Origin of the sequence: Pseudodesulfovibrio tunisiensis (genome assembly GCF_022809775.1) — a bacterium.
Taxonomy (GTDB): domain Bacteria; phylum Desulfobacterota; class Desulfovibrionia; order Desulfovibrionales; family Desulfovibrionaceae; genus Pseudodesulfovibrio; species Pseudodesulfovibrio tunisiensis.
This window is the reverse complement of record NZ_CP094380.1, coordinates 734,542-749,816: the sequence shown is the minus strand read 5'-3', so window position 1 is coordinate 749,816 and position 15,275 is coordinate 734,542. Positions and strand designations below refer to the sequence as shown.

Here is a 15,275-nt window from a genome sequence, read left to right as displayed (position 1 = left end):
CGCCTGTTCATCCCGGGGAGGGCGGGCGATCCTGTTCCTGAAGTCTGCGAAGGATGCGGATGGCCTCAAGGTTGTTCCTGATCTTTTGGCTGTCCGTCCCCTGCCCCAGACCGAAATCCTCTTCGATGAAGAAATTGCCGGGATTTTCCTTGGCACGCTCAATGTCCCGCGTGGATTTGCCGGGACTGGTGGGGCCTGCTACTGCGGGTCGGGAACCACTGGCGGCACCAGACAGATGTGGCGCGCTTCGGTCCACGCCGTGGCTTCGTCCAGACCGATCTTCATCAGGTCGTCCATCTCGCGAAGCGTCATTCTGGCCAACGCCTTCCTCTGCGCCCGGCATTCTTCCGGCCCGATCTGCTTCACGATCTTCCGATAATTCCCCCACCAAAAATTCGTGATCGTGTGTTCGATTTCGTCCATTGTCATGGTCGCTCTCCTCATGTTGCGGTTCAAGGATATCACCGCTCATATCGTCGGGCAACTGCCCGGAGTTGTCCGAAGCCTCGTACTGTGCGACTTCCTCTTTCGTCAGGAACTCATGCTTGCCACGCTGGTACAGCGTTTCCGCAGAATCATGCATGCCACCGCCGGGAGTCATGGACACGGACTGCTTCGTCAGGATGTCGGGCAGTTCCTCCACGGCCCGCACGCCGTTTCCGTCCGCGTAGACATTCCTGTTGTCCCGGTTTCTGCCAAGGAGCTTGTAGGACCTGTCGGGAGGAATGTCGTCGCTCTTGGGCTTTGCCTTGGGAGCAGGTGTGTCGGCGGGCTTTGCCGCTTTTTCGATATCTGCGAGTTCGGCCTTGTCAATCTTGACCTTCGCGCCGGAACGCTGCCAGACCTCCGCAATATTCCCGGGTCTGGAGTAGCCAGCCTGCCTGAAGGACTCGCGAACGGTCTCATCGTCAACCGTTGTGGAAGTTCCCTTGTCGGACGTATGGACCCATCCCAGAGCCTCGGGTGCTTCTTCAAGAAACTGTTCTCTGGTCTTGCCCTGTTCCGCGTATTCCCGTGCAAGGACTTCCGCATCTTCAACGTACCGGGGAGCAGGCTGCTCAACCTTTTCCCTGATGCCCCAGGAATCGCCTTCGATCTGAACAGGCTCCCATTGCCTGCCGTCCCTGCTGCGGCTCTTTCCCGTGGCAGCAAGCTGTGCGCCCTTTCTGCTGTACGGCTTTCCATCGCTCTTGACCCTGATTCCCTCGGGAATCGCCTGAGCAAGGGGTTCAACCTTTGGTTCAGGAAACTCCTGATCACGACTTTCCTGCACCTGTGCCTGCGGACTCCGTTCAGTGCTCAGCGGTTCATGCGGCGAAACAATTTCCCCTTCGGGCATATCCCAAGCGTTCTCGAAAGGAGCAGCCTCTTCCTTTTCAGATGAAGAAACCACTTCCTCCAGAGCCTTCACCGGAGCTTCCCGCACACCCCATTTTCCGGGCTGATATTCCACAGTCTCCCAAGGCTTTCCGGTCCGCTCGGTCCGCGCCTTGGCCGCGACTTCCGCGCCCTTGGCCCGATAGGGTTCTCCGGAAGAACGCACCACCACACCGTCAGGCACGGACTCGAAAGCAGATTGTTCCCGAGGATTCTCCGCCTCACTCTGACGGACGGGAAAGTCGGGCTGTACAACCGCCACAGCCTGTCGCCTGCCCTTGTACGGAACGGGCAGATCACGCCGCTGCGCATCCGGCACCAGTTCATGATCCGGAGTATAGACTGTCTCGAAATTCGGGCTGTATGTCTCGATGGGGTCACCATTCCGAGGCTCCCCCACGGGGATTGGCGGATAGGTATTCGGAGCCTGCGGCAAAGCGCGTGGGGCCGGACCGCCATCAGGCAACGCCGTGCCTCCCCCCATTCCCTGAGGAGGTACAACAATAGGGCCATATCCGGTCTTTTCCGTCTGCTGGGGAATGACAAAAGGCAATGCCTTGGCTTCACCAGAAGGCAAGGCCAAAGACCCCTCCGGCATGCTTGGCGCAGTATCTTCGGCCGTTTCCTTTCCCTTGGCGGAAAGCCGATCATAAAGCTTTGCCCCAACCTTGTGGGCACCCAACTGCAAAGCGGAACCAACCGCAACGGGACCGGCCTGAGTATCAACGAACTCCCCCAGACTCGGGTCATCCTTGCGGAGTCCCATATCCTTCCGGATGCCCTCCTGCCCCATGTACGTGGCAAATTCGGTCGCTTCTTCCTCGACCAGTTCCCCGCTGATTTTCGCGCCTGCGCGAGTCAACGCCCGCTTCGAAATATTTTCGGTGACCTTGGCAACACCGGGTATTTTCCCCAGAAGCTTGCCGCCAACGCCCTTGAACAGGCCCGCAGTAAACGCCTGAGAGAGTGCTTCCGGTCCGGCTTCCCATAAACCGTACTGGGTTGCCTCATCATCAATGTCCTTCTTGATCTCTTCCCATTCCTCAGGGGTCAAATCGGCGTTGTTCTTTTTGGAAAGGTCGTACATTTCCTCAAGGAACTGGTCTTTCGCCAGCCGGTAGAACGCCACGCCCGAGGTTGTTCCGGCACCGACCATGCTGCCGACAAGAGCACCCCCCGCGACTCCCGGAGGCCCAAAGGGAGCACCTATGGCAGCACCTATTTTCCCACCTCCCAAAGCACCGGACACACCGGTTGCCGCACTGGTCACGACACTTGCCGGACCTTGAGCAAGAGCTTCGTTTACCTTGTCGCCAAGAATGACCTGTCTGGACAGAACACGCGAGGCTCGGTCCTTCTTCTGCTCGGCAATCCACCGATCTTCCCATGTGTCCGTCTCCGGATCGACATCGCCACCACGAGAAATGCGGGCCACGTCTTCGGGAAACTGATCCACAACAGCATGACCGATTCCGTGTACAAGTTCGGATGCTCCACCCCAAAATCCACTTCGGTCAGGGATGTCTTCGATAGAGATAGGCTTGTCAGGATTCGTCTGATTGTACCACGAGACGTAATCCCCCACCTTTTTGTTCTCGGCTTCAACCTCGGGATCGCGACCGAGCAGTGTTTTTCGCCAGTCAGGGGAAAAATTGCCCAGAAGCTCGTCGATTTCCTTGTCGGAATAAATACCCATTGTTCAACTCCAGTCCAACGTCGATTCGTGCCACCGCTATTATTTACCGCGTTACTTGTGGTCGAGAGCTTTCTTGAGTTCAGCCACAGCCTTATACAGCGGCACACCTTGCGCGACCTTTTGCATGACAAGGCCCGTGGCGTGGGCCACCTCGTTGTCCATCGGATATTCCCCGTTCAAATCAGCCTGATGCCCGAAGGCTTGAGCCACGGCCCCGTAGATTGCCTTCTGGTCCGAAAGGGAAAACGGCTTTCCCTTGCCTCCGCCTTTTCGGACAAGCTCCTCCTGAGCCTTGCTTGTCGCGGTCTGCTGCCGGGTCTTGGCAATCTCGGCCAGCGACTTGGCGCGTTCCAGATTCTCGGGCATGAGGCCACGGGCATTCAGTTCATCCATGCTGAACATTTCCGAGTTCTGCGAAGCCTCCGAGGATGTGCCGGAATGCGGATCACGATTCCCGGCCTGCTTGCCTGCATTCCGGATGATCTTGCCGCTGCTGTCCATGAGGATGTAGTCCGTGCTCCGGTCATGATCCCACAGGTTGTTCTGCGGTACGGCCTTGAACACGCGCCCCTTCCTGTCACGCAGGGTCAGCCAGTGGGACGGATCATTGCGAGCCTCCAGATTGCCGTGCCGGGTAGCTTCGTTGAAATTCAACGCGGTCTGGAAGAAATAGGGATTGACCGTATGTCCGGACTCGGACACCTGTTCGCCACGCATCACCTGCGTCAGGGCCTGCGCAGCTTCCTCCTCGGTCACATGACGATTCTGCTCCCATCTGCCTGTCCGGTTGTCGCGGAACTCCTCGACATAGAAGCCGGAACCTTCATCCCATTTGTAGCGGTACGGAATGGGCGCAGCCTTGCCTGCCGCCTCGATGTGCGGACGGGCTCCGGCCGTGTCCCCGGCCTGAATGCATTTCAGGGCTTCAATGGCATGAGGCCGAAACGTGGAATACTGCTGGCTGATGCGGCCCATCTGCGCCTTTCTGAGCTGGTCGCGGGCAACCTCGTTGTCGGTCAGCCCCCTGAAGAAACTGCTCTGTCCGGCCATTTCCGCCGCATTGGACGGGGCATGGAGCCTGTTCACGTCACCGCCGTTCCGCTTCCATTCCTCGGCATACTTGCGTGCGGCCTCATTGGCCTGCGACGTGGCAATGGCATCGCCATGCCCAAGGGATGTGGCATAGAGTCCCTGCGCGGCCACACGATTCTGCGGAGACAGGTTTTCAGGCACGTCCTGCCCGTTCTGCAAGGCGGCAAAGCCCTGCCCGACCTCTTCGCGGTCCTGTCTGCCCTGCCGAATTTCCTTCAGCTGTTCGTCACGCAGCTCGTTTCGCTTGTTTGCGTTCATCATGGCGGAAATGTCCGCCCCTATCTTCATGCCGTCCTGCATGGAAAACCGTCCGTACTGATCAGGCATTTCAACCTCCTATCTGTCCATTGAAAACACAGGCTGTTCCGAAATGGTGAGATGCAAGGCGCGAGAAAGGTTCAAGGCCGATGCGTATGAGGCAATACGCGAGGGTTTGAACTTTTCGACGCAACGCCGCAGATCGCCGTTTCGGGACAGCCTGTCAGGAAAAAAGATACGCTGCCGCGCCCAGACCTGCGCCGATGAGCATCGGAACCGGACCACCGATTCCCGCCATCAATCCAGTCGCGCCTTCCGCGGCCATCATGGAGCCGACACCTGCTCCGGCCACGGCACCGCCCAAGGCTCCACCAATAGCCCCGCCAGCGGTATGGCCCGGCACAGTGGTCTTCACGTCCCGCTTCTGCTGCAAGGACCCCATGGTGCTGGTCGCGCCCTGCATCTGCTGCGTTGCCCTGTCCGCCGGATTCATCACTCTGTACATTCGCTTACTCCCCCTTGGTCATGCCCATGGCCGTAGCCAGACGCTTGTACTGATCATCCTCGCCAGTCCTGCGGCCCATGGTCATGGCTCCGGCCCGCTTGGCGGCCTGATCCGTTGTCATGCCCGTCATTGCCGAGGCGAACTTCCCGGACGTGGGATCAAGCCCCATGCGCGAGGCACCCCGAACCATCTGCTCGTTGGCGTTGGCAAAGGAATGGGTCACATCCGCCCCGGCCTGCATGGCCCGGGCAGCAGGATCGGCTCCTTCGAGGCTCTGCCTGTAGAAGGCTTCCTGCACGGGCTTCTTCTGCGCGATCTCGGCCTTGTTCGCTTCGAGCATGGCGGACTCCACGGGCTTGTAGTCGGACTTCCAGAAGTTGAAGTATTCCCGCGCCCAGTCCTGCTGCTCCTCGGAAAGCGTGGCCATGCGGTTGTTGTATTCCTTGTCCACGGTCGTGGTGGAGCCGCCGCTTCCGCCCTTGCACAGCGCGACCGGACCCGAGTATTCGTGGGAATCCTCCTCAAGGACCGTCATGGTCTCCATGTCCAGCACCACGCGTTCAATCACTTTCATTTCGAATCCCCTCTCTGGTCAGGGTGATGATGTAGGCCTTCTCGCTCTGCCCGGTCTGCGGGTTGTAAACGCCCCGGGGCAGTTCCCCGGTGATCCTGCCGAAACACTTGCGGACATAGCTCACGGCCAGCCGGTTGCGGGCCGGAAGAATGCCCACGAGCATGTCCAGACAGTATCGTCCCCGACTGTCCCGCATTTCGAGCAGGGTCCGGTTCACATGCCTGCCAAGCTCCACGGCGGTCCTCCCCCAGACTTCCCGGAAGGTGCAGAAATGCATCTGCGCCCAGCGGTACTGAATGCGGTTCAGCCAGACGATTCCGGCAGGCAGTCCCTGAACGAACAGCACATAGGGATGCGTGCCGGGCGACTGCATGACCGCAAGAAAGGCATCCTCGCCGTCGATGCCGCTGCCCATGAACACGAGGCCAGCCGTGCCGTCTTCGACCATGCGCCGATACAGCCCCCGAATCTGTTCGTCCGAAAACGTGCGCTTCCCGCCCGCCTCGCAATACGGGTAAATGAAGAATCTGCTGTTCATTTGCGTTCCGCCTGCTTTCTCGCCCTGTCCTCGGGAACAAGTCCGAGGTCCACCAAATCCTGAAACGTGACCACCTTGCGCATTCTGTCGGGAATGCCCTGCATCCGCTGCTGCCACGAGGCACGCAACGCCCGAAGGAACCTCGCCAGCCACATGGGCACACCGTCCCCGCGCACTTCGGGAAGCATGGAAGTGAAACTCATTCCGCAAGCTCCTGCATGGACGGGGCAATGCGAATCGCCGACACGGGCACGTCCGCCGCAACAGCGAACTCCCATCGCCGGGCCGCGTAGCCCTTGGGCAGGGGAAAAGGTCGATCGTTCGATACATTCCTCGTGTAGCGAAGCTCGCCATCGCCCCAGAGCTGAAAGGTCACCTGCGGACATTCGGAATACGGGACATTCACGGTATCCATGACATCCCCGCCGAACACATGCTCACCGGCCGGGGAATCCCCGACCGCCCCGCCATAGTCGTCACGGGAAAGCAGATCGGCATAGGAGGCCAGCAGTTCGCGCCTGCGCTGCTCGAACTCCTCTTCCGTGATCGTGGACAGGTAATCGGCCTCGACCTGTGCCGCAGCCATGTTCACGGGAAAGGACGCGCGAAATTCCCGGGACCGGAATTCGGACCGGAAGGTGAACGGCGATGCAGCCCACTCCGCAATCTCGGTCACTGCCCCGTTTTCGCAGGCGAGGTACAGGGTGTTGCCCTTTTCCCGGACCATTCCGGCCACGGCATGAAACCCGAGTTCGCGCACAACGGGCGGCTCCCCGAACTCGAAGATGAAACCGCGCCGTTCGCCACGGCCACCCTCGAAAAAGCAGATGTACTGATCCTGAAACCAGAACGCGCACATGGTCTCGGGCCGCATGGCGTTCCAGTCCTCATCCGAGAATATCTGCCGGGAAACGTTCCGGGCAGCCGTGGATGCTGCCGTGATGAGATACAGGCCGTCCAAGCCCGGATAGATCACGCCGTACTGCGTGGAAACCACGCCCCGCGCAGACGCACAGGGGGCCGAGCCTTCCAGATCGCGCACCGTCATCATGGAAACGTCCGTGCAATCCACCACGGAAGGCACGCCGCAGGTCAGAACGGCCAGCGTATTGCCTGTCCGCGCCAGCGCCTTCACGTCAAAGCCGACCGTCAGGTTGAACCGGAGCGGCCATGCATGGGGATATCCGGGCAGGGAGAACCACAGATCACGGCCCTTGAACGCGGCAAGGAATCCGCCGGGCATGGCAGTCAATCCCTGCAATCCCGGCACGGGTGCGGTCCAGTCATTGGAAGGCAGCACCTCGCCCAGATCGCCCGCCGCCACCGTGTCCGTGAACTCGATCACGTCCGCCTCGATCTCGGCCACGAACTGATGCGCAGCACTGCCCGAGGCTCCCACGTTGACCCGGTAGATGCGTTTGGCCGTGATCCGGTTGCGGCCCGCAACATCGGGCATGAGCAAGCCGGATACCGTCACGGTCTCGCCGGGCATTGCCGTAATGTCGTCGGACGGCGGAGACGGCGGTCCTTCCTCGCCATGCTCGGACACGAGCGTGAACACGTAGTTGGTCGTGCTGGCTTCACCGTCCCCATTCCCGTTCCCGGCCACCTGCGGCTTGGCCGTTGGCGCGGGAATTCCCAGCAGGGTCGAATCAAAACGGCCCGGAGCCACGTCCTTTGCCGTGAACATCTTCACGCCTTCCGCGTCCGAGAAATAGGTCCGCAGCTTGGGATCATCTGCCAGAAACCCGCTGCACACGGAAACAGGTTCGGTCCACGCCAGCCATTGCGGCATGGGTGCGTCATGATAGTACACGCCTTGCACGCCGCCCATGTTCAGCCGATTCACGATTCCGGGACGCGCCAAGGCCCGGAACTCGCCCGAATCCAGCCGACAGTTCTCGGCCTTGCGCCCCTTTGTCTCATCCAGAAACTGCGGAGCCAGTCGCGGCTGAATCCCGGAAAACGCCTGTACCGAGAACTGCATTACGCCTGCTCCGGCTTGGGATAGCGCACCTTGATATCCTGAATGTCGGCCAGGAGCGCATTCAGCTTGTCGGGCCGGGACGGATTCTCCGCCGCCTCGGTCAAGGCTTCGAGCTGCTGCGGCACAGGGTGACGCGCAAGAATTTCCGCCTGCCGTTGTTCCTCGTAGGACGGTTCGGGCGGCTCCGGTCCTATGGGAACGGAATATTCGACGCCATTCCAGAGCCATCCCTGCTCAACTTCCTCAGACGCAAGATGCCAAGTGGCAGCAATTTCCGCTGTGAACAGTTGCGCCGGGTCACCCGACAATTCCACCACCTCGACAACCACTCCGTTTTCAACTCGTGCGTACATTTCAAAGCCACCTTAATATCGTATGATAACGCATCCCGGTTGCCCGTCGCCTGCAACACTTCCGTGTGTAGCCGTACCCGAAGTCGGACCTCCTCCAGATCCAAACCCACTTCCGGACGGCGCTTTTGCGTTCCCTTGCCCCATGCTATATCCACCTCTTCCATAGGGAGTATGGCCTCCTCGTCCATCATTACCGGTCGCCGAGCATGGAATGCCTTGTTCCCCATTCAGATTTATGTCCCCGCCAGTAGCTACCCCCGGACCACAAGCGATATTTCCACCTCCGGTACAGGTTATTTCCGAACCGAACGAGCTTGTTCCTCCGTTCTCGCCACGACAGTATTTGTCCCCCCAAAAACCATTGGAACCATTGCCACGTCCTCCCTTGCCGATGGTGATTTCATATTGTGCGCCCGGTGTTACCTTCAAAGCCTTCAGAGCGTAGGCTCCACTTGGTCCAGCTCCATAGCGTGAAGTGTAGTCGACGCTCGGTTTTACGATGTCCTTTGCGCGATTCCCGCCTCCACCACCGCCAACGACTTCAACCATGATTTGAAATACGCCTTCCGGTACAGTCCACGTCTGCGAAGCAGTAATTATTTCAATGTGAGGGACACAACCTTTTGCCTGTGCTTCAATGGCAGCCCTGACCAAGGCCGCACTCATAAGCCCAGTCCCCTTTCCAGTTTTGGCTGCGTCTTCCGAAGCAATATTCAAAACAGAAGAGGGAAATTTCCCACCAACAACTTCCGTCAGGTCGTCCACACTGTGACCATGGTGCGCCAGCGCATAATGCGAAGGTGCACGGCCACCAAACGTGGACGCACTGTCAGCCTGTTCCGCCCGATCCGCAGAGGTTGCATGGTCCGCAGTGGCGGCATGGCCGTATCTGGGGGCGGCCTTCACGTCCTGCCCGACCTCGACCAGCACCAGCCCGGCATCAAGGGAAAGGCCGGCCACGCTCACCACGGTTCTGCCAGCCCTTGCTTCGTAGTTCGAAGAGGCCACGTAGCCCGCAGCGTCCGCATTCTGGAAGACGCGGACCGCGCGATGAACCGGGAAGAACGCGGACCAGTCTCCCTTGAGGGCAAAGGAGGCCGCATTCAGCAGCTTGGGCGCGACCACGTTTCCCGCAGCATCCAGAGGGCGGTGCCAGTCGTTCCGGGCCAGTCCCTCCCATGCCTGAGCCGTGACGCGCAGTTCCACGCGATCTCCGGCAGAGAAGGCCCGGGCCACGGTGCCTTCCTGCCCGCGCTCCACTGTGAACAGATTGGCATTTCGGGCTGTCACCCTGATGAATTCCGTGTTGTGGCTGGTATCCACCAGAGCGGCCACGAACCAGTCGCTTGGCAAATCCAGAGCCGGAAACCTGTCCGCATCCGCATCCAGAACCCGCAGTGTGACATCATCAGCTCCGATTCCGGTCAGCAGCGAGGAAACCGCTCTATTCCTGAGTTGCACGCCCATGTTAAAGTACTCCTTGAAAAACTATGACCGGGCCGGATTCGCCCGGATCACGATCAAAAACACCCTGAAAGACAACAGGCCGGGCCGCTTCCCCTTCCTGAAACGCCACAGCCACGGCGCGCCCCCAGACCAGCCGGACCAGCCGTTCCGCGCACAGCCTTCCTACGCCCCTGGTCTCGACTTCCAGCCCCCGGATTCCGTCCAGCAAGGCAGACTCGTCCGTCTCCCCGGACACGGCAGCGCAGACCAGAATCCGCACGCCATGCAGCACAGCCAAAGGGCTTGCCTGCCCACGGCCGTTCACGGGCAGAACCCGAAACACAATGATCGGCCCCATGCCGCGGCCCTTTCCAGCAGCAAGCACGGGCAGACCCCGGACAGCCGCAAGCAGGGATTCCGAGCGGCTTTTTCCCGAAACGCCTGCCTTCAGTTCCTTGAGACAGGTCACGACAGCCGAACTCGTTGCCACGCCGCTGCCAGCCGCCACCAGCCAACGCACGCCGCACACTCCGGCCACGCTCTCGCCATGACCGTCCACACCAAGGGGCAGCCTGCGCAGACCATTCAGCCGGGACGCCCCCCGGGCCGAACCATCAGCCCGGCCCGGAAACGCTCCGACAACATGTTCCCCGGCAAAGGGAATTGTTCCGGCGAGAAAAGTGCCGACTGCGCCCATATCCTCTCCCTATTCTTCGCTGATGGTCATGCCTGCGGGCACCTGCGGCGTGTCGCCCTGATAGAAGGGCTTTGCCTGCGGGAAATCCCCGGCATAAAGCACGTTGCCACCCGTGGGCGCATCCATGATCGCCCAGCCCGTGACCGTTCCCCAATCCGTCGTGGCAATGGGAAACGTGATTGCCGTGTCGGTCGTGATCACGCCGTTCACCGGAGCCGGAAGCGTGGCCTTCCGCCGCTCGTATCCGCCTCCGTCCACTTCATGGGACAGGTCTCCGGCCTGCTCCACGTCCGTCATGTCCAGAAACAGGGCCATGAACACGCCTGCCGGGGCTGCGTAGGCAGTGCCGCGCAGAACGTGGTTCAACAGCTTGTTGCTCAGATAGATGCTCTTGCCCATGCTGCACTCTCCTAGATTCCCATCTTGCCGCCGCGAAAGCGGGCGTTGGTGCCGCCTCTGGACGCGGCTATTCTGGCGCGGTTCTCCTGCCGGATGAAATCCTGACCGTGCGCCATGCCGATCTGCAGATCGGTCCATGGCTGGTTCGGGATCAGCATCAGGTCCTTGAGTGCTTCGGCGGCAATGGTCCGATCATGCGCCGACAGCAGAAAGGACGGTGCCTTGTCACTGGTCAGGGTCGGAGTCAGGGCCACTTCCACGGTCATGGCTCCGGACATGTCCTGCGAGGGAATCGGCCAGAGGTGAACCATGCCGGGTTCCGTGACCATGTACTTCCCGGGCAGTTCCGCCGAACGGGTCGGGTCCAGCCCCCGCCACTGCTCGGCATTCACGGATTCCAGAGGCTGGCCCCTGATCTCGACCTTGAGCACGGCGCAGGTCTCGGCGTTCCGATCCTGCACGGCGCAGGCGTAATCCGCGTGTCCGGCCAATATGTCCGTAGCCTCGGACCGATGCGTCCAAAGCCGCGTCCGGGAACAGAACTTCCGCGCCGCGCCCCGCACGGCCTGCACAATGACCGGGACCGGACACTTGGGCACCTTGAGCTGAATCAGGGGAAGGAATTCCCGCCAGCCGACAAAGGGCATGCTCATGACGCGCTCCCCTGTTCCGCATTCGGGTTGAACACCAGTCGCGCCTTGGCTTCCTCGCCAAGGGACAGGTAGAAGCGGGAAAGGTATTCCTTGGATTTCATGAGATCGGCAGGAGAAGACGCGTTCACGCCGTAGCAGCGGTGAAACACGTAATCCATGAGCGGTCCCTTCCAGATGTCGCCCAAATCCGTCTCGTCATCCAATCCGGTCAGGGCCGAAGGCACCACCCCGTATTCCAGTTCCACCCAGACGCCCTCTTCCGGCACCGGACAGACCCAGAACACGGTGGGAACCTTCTCGTTGTAGGCATAGTGGTCGATCTCGCTGCATGGCGCGTCCATGTGCCACATTCGGCTTACGGCATCGAGCGCAGGGCGTTCCACAAGGGACACGGCCCGCCCCGGAGTCCTGCCGTCCGCGCCCATGTTGCGGACCACGCCGAGAAGCTGCGTCCCCCGCGCGGGCAAGGTCTGCTTGGACCCGCCAGCCAGAGGCACGGCTTCGACCACGGCATTGGCGTCCGGACGCAGAAGCACGATCTGGTACATGCCGTCCGTGACGAATTCGAGCAGGTCCTCACGAGTCCAGCGCACCGGATCGGCAATATCCTCGTTCAGGGCATCCAGAACCGGCTTGATGATCTGTTTCGCTTGCACAAGGCTCCTCCCTCTTATCGGGCCGTCATGGCCTGCATCTGCCTGATGATGGCCTTGCGCTTGGGCGCGACAGGCGTTCGAGCCTTGAACGCCTCCATGCCGAGCACGGCGGCGTATTCGTCGCACTGCGCACCGTCCATGGCCTGCACCTTGGCAATTCCGTCATTCAGGGAAACGCATCCCTCGGGCAGAATCAGGGTGTTTGCCGGAACCGATTCGGACTTCGGGGCCTCGGATTCCTCCTGCCGAGCCAGAATCTCCGGCACATGCACTTCGGCAGCATCCAGAATCAGGCTGTTGCGCTCCGCCTCGTCCATGCAGTTCCATTCGTCACGGGACAGACCGCTGGACCGGAAGGCGTATTCCGCCAGTTCCTCCACAGGCACGTCGATTGTCCGGCCCTGAAACTCCACCTTGATGGATGCGGGCAACGTGCTCGTCCCCGGCATGGGCACATCCGGTTCACAGGCTTGGCCCTCGCTGAACATGAGCGGGTTTTCCCGCAGCAGCCGGGGCGCGTCGTCCTGATCCACGGCACAGGTGAAGCCGTTCTCCCTGCCAAACGCATACGGCCGCGTGAGCCACGGCATGGTCAGTTCCAGATTCCGCTCCTTCCGGTAGTGCAAAAGCATATCCATTGGGATTCCTCTCAAGCCCGGGCCGGAAGTCCCTCCCTCCGGCCCGGGCGGTTCAATCACAGGCTATGCAGCCTGCACGTTCGGGTTGTGGCAGGCGGTGTCCACGGCCACCACGCCGAAATCCTTCCCGTTGTACCGGGACTTCTTGCTGCCGTAGATGCAGCCCGCAGTGATGGCGAGCTTGTTGCCGCGGTCGTCGGTTTCCTCGTTCCAGGAGAAGCGGTTGGCCTTGGTCGAGCCGCCGTAGGCGATCATGCCCGCCTGAGCCCCGAGAAACAGGGCGCGGGCCGCAGCCACGTCACCGCCGGAACCGTAGTCCGCGAAACGAATCACGTTGCGGTGCTTGTGCAGCACCACGTCCGCGTATTCGCCCATGGCGTTCCGGTACACGAGGTTCTTGTCCCCGCGAGCTCCGGCTGCCTTCTGAATGGCCAGCCAGTCGTTCTCGGAAGTGGCCGTGCGCATGGCGTAGGCCTGATAGGTGTGCATGAGCAGCACATGCTTCTTCTCGCCCTCCACCACGAACGGCAGCATCATGGGATCAAGGGTTTCGGCCAGAGCCACCAGACGCTCCACGAGCATGAGGCCCATCACGTCGTCCGCCGTGACATCGGCCTTGCCCGAGGCATCGCCGCCGTAGATCAGATGCGCCTTGTCCGGGACCTGCAAGGCGTTGCCAGCACGTCCGGTCCAGTCCGGACGCACATGGAAATCCGCGTTGATTCCGCGCGCTCCGGCCAGATACATCATGATCATTTCGTCGAAGTCTTCCGCGAACCACGTGGAGAGCGCATCACGGCCCTGCTTGCGCAGGTTGTACGGCACGCGCTGATCGCTCATCTTGCCCTTGGAACGGGTTCCCTTGCGGCGCTGGTCGATGAACAGGAAGTCGTCGAAGAAGTTCAGGGCTTCCTCGGCATCCGTGCCTTCGATCTTCTCGTCACCTTCGGCGCCATCCCCGGACAGCTTGCCGCGCAGCCCCACGGTGATCTTGTCGCCCGCGTTCTTTTCCAGCTCGGTCTTCACCTTGATCAGGGCATCGTCGCCCATGCCCATGAACTTGGAGAAGTACTGGCTCTTGGCCGCTTCCACGCCAAGGCTGGTGCTCCAACGCTGGACTGCCAGCGGATGGTTCACGCCAAATTCGGTATCAGCCATGATCTAGCTCCTCTTATTCCCCGCGAAGCAGACGTTCCTGATCCGCAGGTGAAAGTTTGGCGAACTCGGCTTCGGAAAGCGGTCCGCCGGACTGCGGCCTTTCCCCGCCTCCCGGACCGTCTCCCAAGCCCCGGAAGGATGTTTCCGGGCGAGTTCCCCCTCATTTTTTCCGCAAGCTCCGCCGTGATCTCGGCCCGCAGCGAGTCCGCAATGGACTTCCTGACGGCCTCGGGATTGGTGGAGCAGCTGAGGTCGTAGGCATCCTTGAGGAACCCCGCGACCTCCACCGCTTTTCGTCCGAGATGAACCTGCTTGCCCGATTCCGGGTCAATGATGATGGTTGACGGGCTGGTGAGCAGACCGACTGTCTCGCTGTCCAGTCCGCACTCTCCGGCATAGGCCACGGCCTTGGACGCGGTTTCGCCCCCTGCCGAGCCTTCCGGGAACAATCCGTTGAGTTCGCGAATGCAGGCGTTCAGGTATTCCCCTTCATGCCGCTGCTGCGAGGTCGAGACCTGTTCCCGAAGCTGCCTGTCGGCCTGAATGGCCATGGCGCAATCCAGAGCCAGATCAGGGTCGTAGTCCACCAGCCGACGACGAATGCGCGCGCCGTCCGGGGAATCCTCCACGGCAAGGTGTGCGTACTCGGGGTTCTTTCGCTGGAAATCCTCGACCACAGGCTTCAGATCGTCGGGTATGTCCGCTGCCTTCTTCGGCTCATCGGTTCCGGCAGGCTTGACCTGACGGGCCTTGAGACGGGTCTCGGCATCGGCCAGACGTTCCTGAAGCTCCTTGCGCCGGGCGCGTTCCGCGTGCAGGGCCTTGAGCGGCACCATCCTTTCCTGATCCGCGCCCTGCCTGTCGCCCTCCTGCGGTTCGTCCGCCGGGTCGGGTTCACTGTCTCCGGCTTCGGGCTTGGCCTTTTCGGAAGGCGCATCGCCCTGTTCCGGCCTGTCACTGCCTTTCGGCCTTTCCTGCTCCCCTTCTCCTGACGGACGGGACGGGTCCGACTGCTGCGTCCCCGGAGTCTCGGGGTCCTTCCTGACAGGCTCTTCACTTTCACCACGCAGGGCATCCTCGCTCGGCCCTTTCTCCCACCAGCCGCCTTCCTCGGCCGCGCCGGATTCCTGCTGCTGCGATTCGCCCGCAACAGGTTCCATGGATGACCCGGGCTGTTCCACCCCGCTTCCTTCCGACTGAGGCCGGGAAGCCGTGCTGCCTGCTTCACCGTTCATCTCCACTTTCATC

General features: G+C 61.0%; 16 protein-coding genes. All 16 read right to left on the bottom strand.

Translation table 11 applies throughout. The annotated features are described in order from the left end of the window. Positions 1–7: 7 nt before the first annotated feature. The 16 genes from MPN23_RS03760 to MPN23_RS03685 all read right to left on the bottom strand — a co-directional run bounded on the left by MPN23_RS03760 (position 8) and on the right by MPN23_RS03685 (position 15,274). Positions 8–3,073 (bottom strand): hypothetical protein, encoded by a 3,066-nt coding sequence (locus MPN23_RS03760; protein WP_243546220.1) that lies wholly within the window; start codon positions 3,071–3,073, stop codon positions 8–10. Positions 3,074–3,124: 51 nt separating this feature from the next. Further along, positions 3,125–4,492, bottom strand: coding sequence for a hypothetical protein (locus MPN23_RS03755; RefSeq protein ID WP_243546219.1), 1,368 nt, complete (start codon positions 4,490–4,492; stop codon positions 3,125–3,127). 154 nt (positions 4,493–4,646) lie between these two features. Continuing rightward, a complete protein-coding gene (locus tag MPN23_RS03750) occupies positions 4,647–4,928 on the bottom strand; it encodes a hypothetical protein (RefSeq protein ID WP_243546218.1) in 282 nt (93 codons plus the stop codon). Positions 4,929–4,932: 4 nt separating this feature from the next. Beyond that, positions 4,933–5,502: a hypothetical protein gene (locus tag MPN23_RS03745; RefSeq protein WP_243546217.1), complete on the bottom strand. Its 570-nt coding sequence runs from the start codon at positions 5,500–5,502 to the stop codon at positions 4,933–4,935. Further along, positions 5,489–6,040 (bottom strand): hypothetical protein, encoded by a 552-nt coding sequence (locus tag MPN23_RS03740; protein WP_243546216.1) that lies wholly within the window; start codon positions 6,038–6,040, stop codon positions 5,489–5,491. Before MPN23_RS03740 ends, MPN23_RS03745 begins: the two co-directional genes overlap by 14 nt. Beyond that, the gene (locus tag MPN23_RS03735; RefSeq protein WP_243546215.1) at positions 6,037–6,243 is read right to left on the bottom strand and encodes a hypothetical protein; all 207 of its coding nucleotides are present in this window, start codon (positions 6,241–6,243) and stop codon (positions 6,037–6,039) included. Before MPN23_RS03735 ends, MPN23_RS03740 begins: the two co-directional genes overlap by 4 nt. Then, positions 6,240–8,027, bottom strand: a complete 1,788-nt coding sequence (locus tag MPN23_RS03730; RefSeq protein ID WP_243546214.1) for a hypothetical protein — start codon at positions 8,025–8,027, stop codon at positions 6,240–6,242. Before MPN23_RS03730 ends, MPN23_RS03735 begins: the two co-directional genes overlap by 4 nt. Beyond that, positions 8,027–8,380 carry a hypothetical protein gene (locus MPN23_RS03725; RefSeq protein WP_243546213.1) on the bottom strand — a complete coding sequence of 118 codons (354 nt, stop codon included), beginning with the start codon at positions 8,378–8,380 and terminating at the stop codon, positions 8,027–8,029. The genes MPN23_RS03730 and MPN23_RS03725 overlap by 1 nt, the downstream gene beginning before the upstream one ends. Positions 8,381–8,392: 12 nt before the next feature. Then, positions 8,393–9,847 (bottom strand): glycine-rich domain-containing protein, encoded by a 1,455-nt coding sequence (locus tag MPN23_RS03720; RefSeq protein WP_243546212.1) that lies wholly within the window; start codon positions 9,845–9,847, stop codon positions 8,393–8,395. 1 nt (position 9,848) lies between these two features. After that, on the bottom strand, positions 9,849–10,523 hold the full coding sequence (locus tag MPN23_RS03715; RefSeq protein ID WP_243546211.1) for a hypothetical protein: 675 nt from the start codon (positions 10,521–10,523) through the stop codon (positions 9,849–9,851). Positions 10,524–10,532: 9 nt separating this feature from the next. Beyond that, a complete protein-coding gene (locus tag MPN23_RS03710; RefSeq protein ID WP_243546210.1) occupies positions 10,533–10,922 on the bottom strand; it encodes a phage tail fiber protein in 390 nt (129 codons plus the stop codon). Positions 10,923–10,933: 11 nt separating this feature from the next. Further along, positions 10,934–11,575: a hypothetical protein gene (locus tag MPN23_RS03705; protein WP_243546209.1), complete on the bottom strand. Its 642-nt coding sequence runs from the start codon at positions 11,573–11,575 to the stop codon at positions 10,934–10,936. After that, entirely contained in the window at positions 11,572–12,231 is a 660-nt protein-coding gene (locus MPN23_RS03700) for a phage adaptor protein (protein WP_243546208.1), read from the bottom strand. The genes MPN23_RS03705 and MPN23_RS03700 overlap by 4 nt, the downstream gene beginning before the upstream one ends. Positions 12,232–12,245: 14 nt before the next feature. After that, positions 12,246–12,869 (bottom strand): hypothetical protein, encoded by a 624-nt coding sequence (locus MPN23_RS03695; RefSeq protein WP_243546207.1) that lies wholly within the window; start codon positions 12,867–12,869, stop codon positions 12,246–12,248. A 63-nt stretch (positions 12,870–12,932) separates the two neighbouring features. Next, the gene (locus tag MPN23_RS03690) at positions 12,933–14,027 is read right to left on the bottom strand and encodes a N4-gp56 family major capsid protein (protein WP_243546206.1); all 1,095 of its coding nucleotides are present in this window, start codon (positions 14,025–14,027) and stop codon (positions 12,933–12,935) included. After that, complete coding sequence (locus tag MPN23_RS03685; RefSeq protein WP_243546205.1) at positions 14,003–15,274, bottom strand: ICP22 family protein; 1,272 nt, start codon at positions 15,272–15,274, stop codon at positions 14,003–14,005. Before MPN23_RS03685 ends, MPN23_RS03690 begins: the two co-directional genes overlap by 25 nt. Position 15,275: the final 1 nt, after the last annotated feature.

Excerpts from the sequence above, each read along its gene's own strand:
- MPN23_RS03730 (WP_243546214.1), bottom strand. The coding sequence starts at position 8,027 with ATGCAGTTCTCGGTACAGGCGTTTTCCGGGATTCAGCCGCGACTGGCT.
- MPN23_RS03760 (WP_243546220.1), bottom strand. The coding sequence starts at position 3,073 with ATGGGTATTTATTCCGACAAGGAAATCGACGAGCTTCTGGGCAATTTT.
- MPN23_RS03705 (WP_243546209.1), bottom strand. The coding sequence starts at position 11,575 with ATGAGCATGCCCTTTGTCGGCTGGCGGGAATTCCTTCCCCTGATTCAG.
- MPN23_RS03720 (WP_243546212.1), bottom strand. The coding sequence starts at position 9,847 with ATGGGCGTGCAACTCAGGAATAGAGCGGTTTCCTCGCTGCTGACCGGA.
- MPN23_RS03740 (WP_243546216.1), bottom strand. The coding sequence starts at position 6,040 with ATGAACAGCAGATTCTTCATTTACCCGTATTGCGAGGCGGGCGGGAAG.
- MPN23_RS03725 (WP_243546213.1), bottom strand. The coding sequence starts at position 8,380 with ATGTACGCACGAGTTGAAAACGGAGTGGTTGTCGAGGTGGTGGAATTG.
- MPN23_RS03745 (WP_243546217.1), bottom strand. The coding sequence starts at position 5,502 with ATGAAAGTGATTGAACGCGTGGTGCTGGACATGGAGACCATGACGGTC.
- MPN23_RS03690 (WP_243546206.1), bottom strand. The coding sequence starts at position 14,027 with ATGGCTGATACCGAATTTGGCGTGAACCATCCGCTGGCAGTCCAGCGT.
- MPN23_RS03735 (WP_243546215.1), bottom strand. The coding sequence starts at position 6,243 with ATGAGTTTCACTTCCATGCTTCCCGAAGTGCGCGGGGACGGTGTGCCC.
- MPN23_RS03685 (WP_243546205.1), bottom strand. The coding sequence starts at position 15,274 with ATGAAAGTGGAGATGAACGGTGAAGCAGGCAGCACGGCTTCCCGGCCT.
- MPN23_RS03750 (WP_243546218.1), bottom strand. The coding sequence starts at position 4,928 with ATGTACAGAGTGATGAATCCGGCGGACAGGGCAACGCAGCAGATGCAG.
- MPN23_RS03710 (WP_243546210.1), bottom strand. The coding sequence starts at position 10,922 with ATGGGCAAGAGCATCTATCTGAGCAACAAGCTGTTGAACCACGTTCTG.
- MPN23_RS03695 (WP_243546207.1), bottom strand. The coding sequence starts at position 12,869 with ATGGATATGCTTTTGCACTACCGGAAGGAGCGGAATCTGGAACTGACC.
- MPN23_RS03715 (WP_243546211.1), bottom strand. The coding sequence starts at position 10,523 with ATGGGCGCAGTCGGCACTTTTCTCGCCGGAACAATTCCCTTTGCCGGG.
- MPN23_RS03755 (WP_243546219.1), bottom strand. The coding sequence starts at position 4,492 with ATGCCTGATCAGTACGGACGGTTTTCCATGCAGGACGGCATGAAGATA.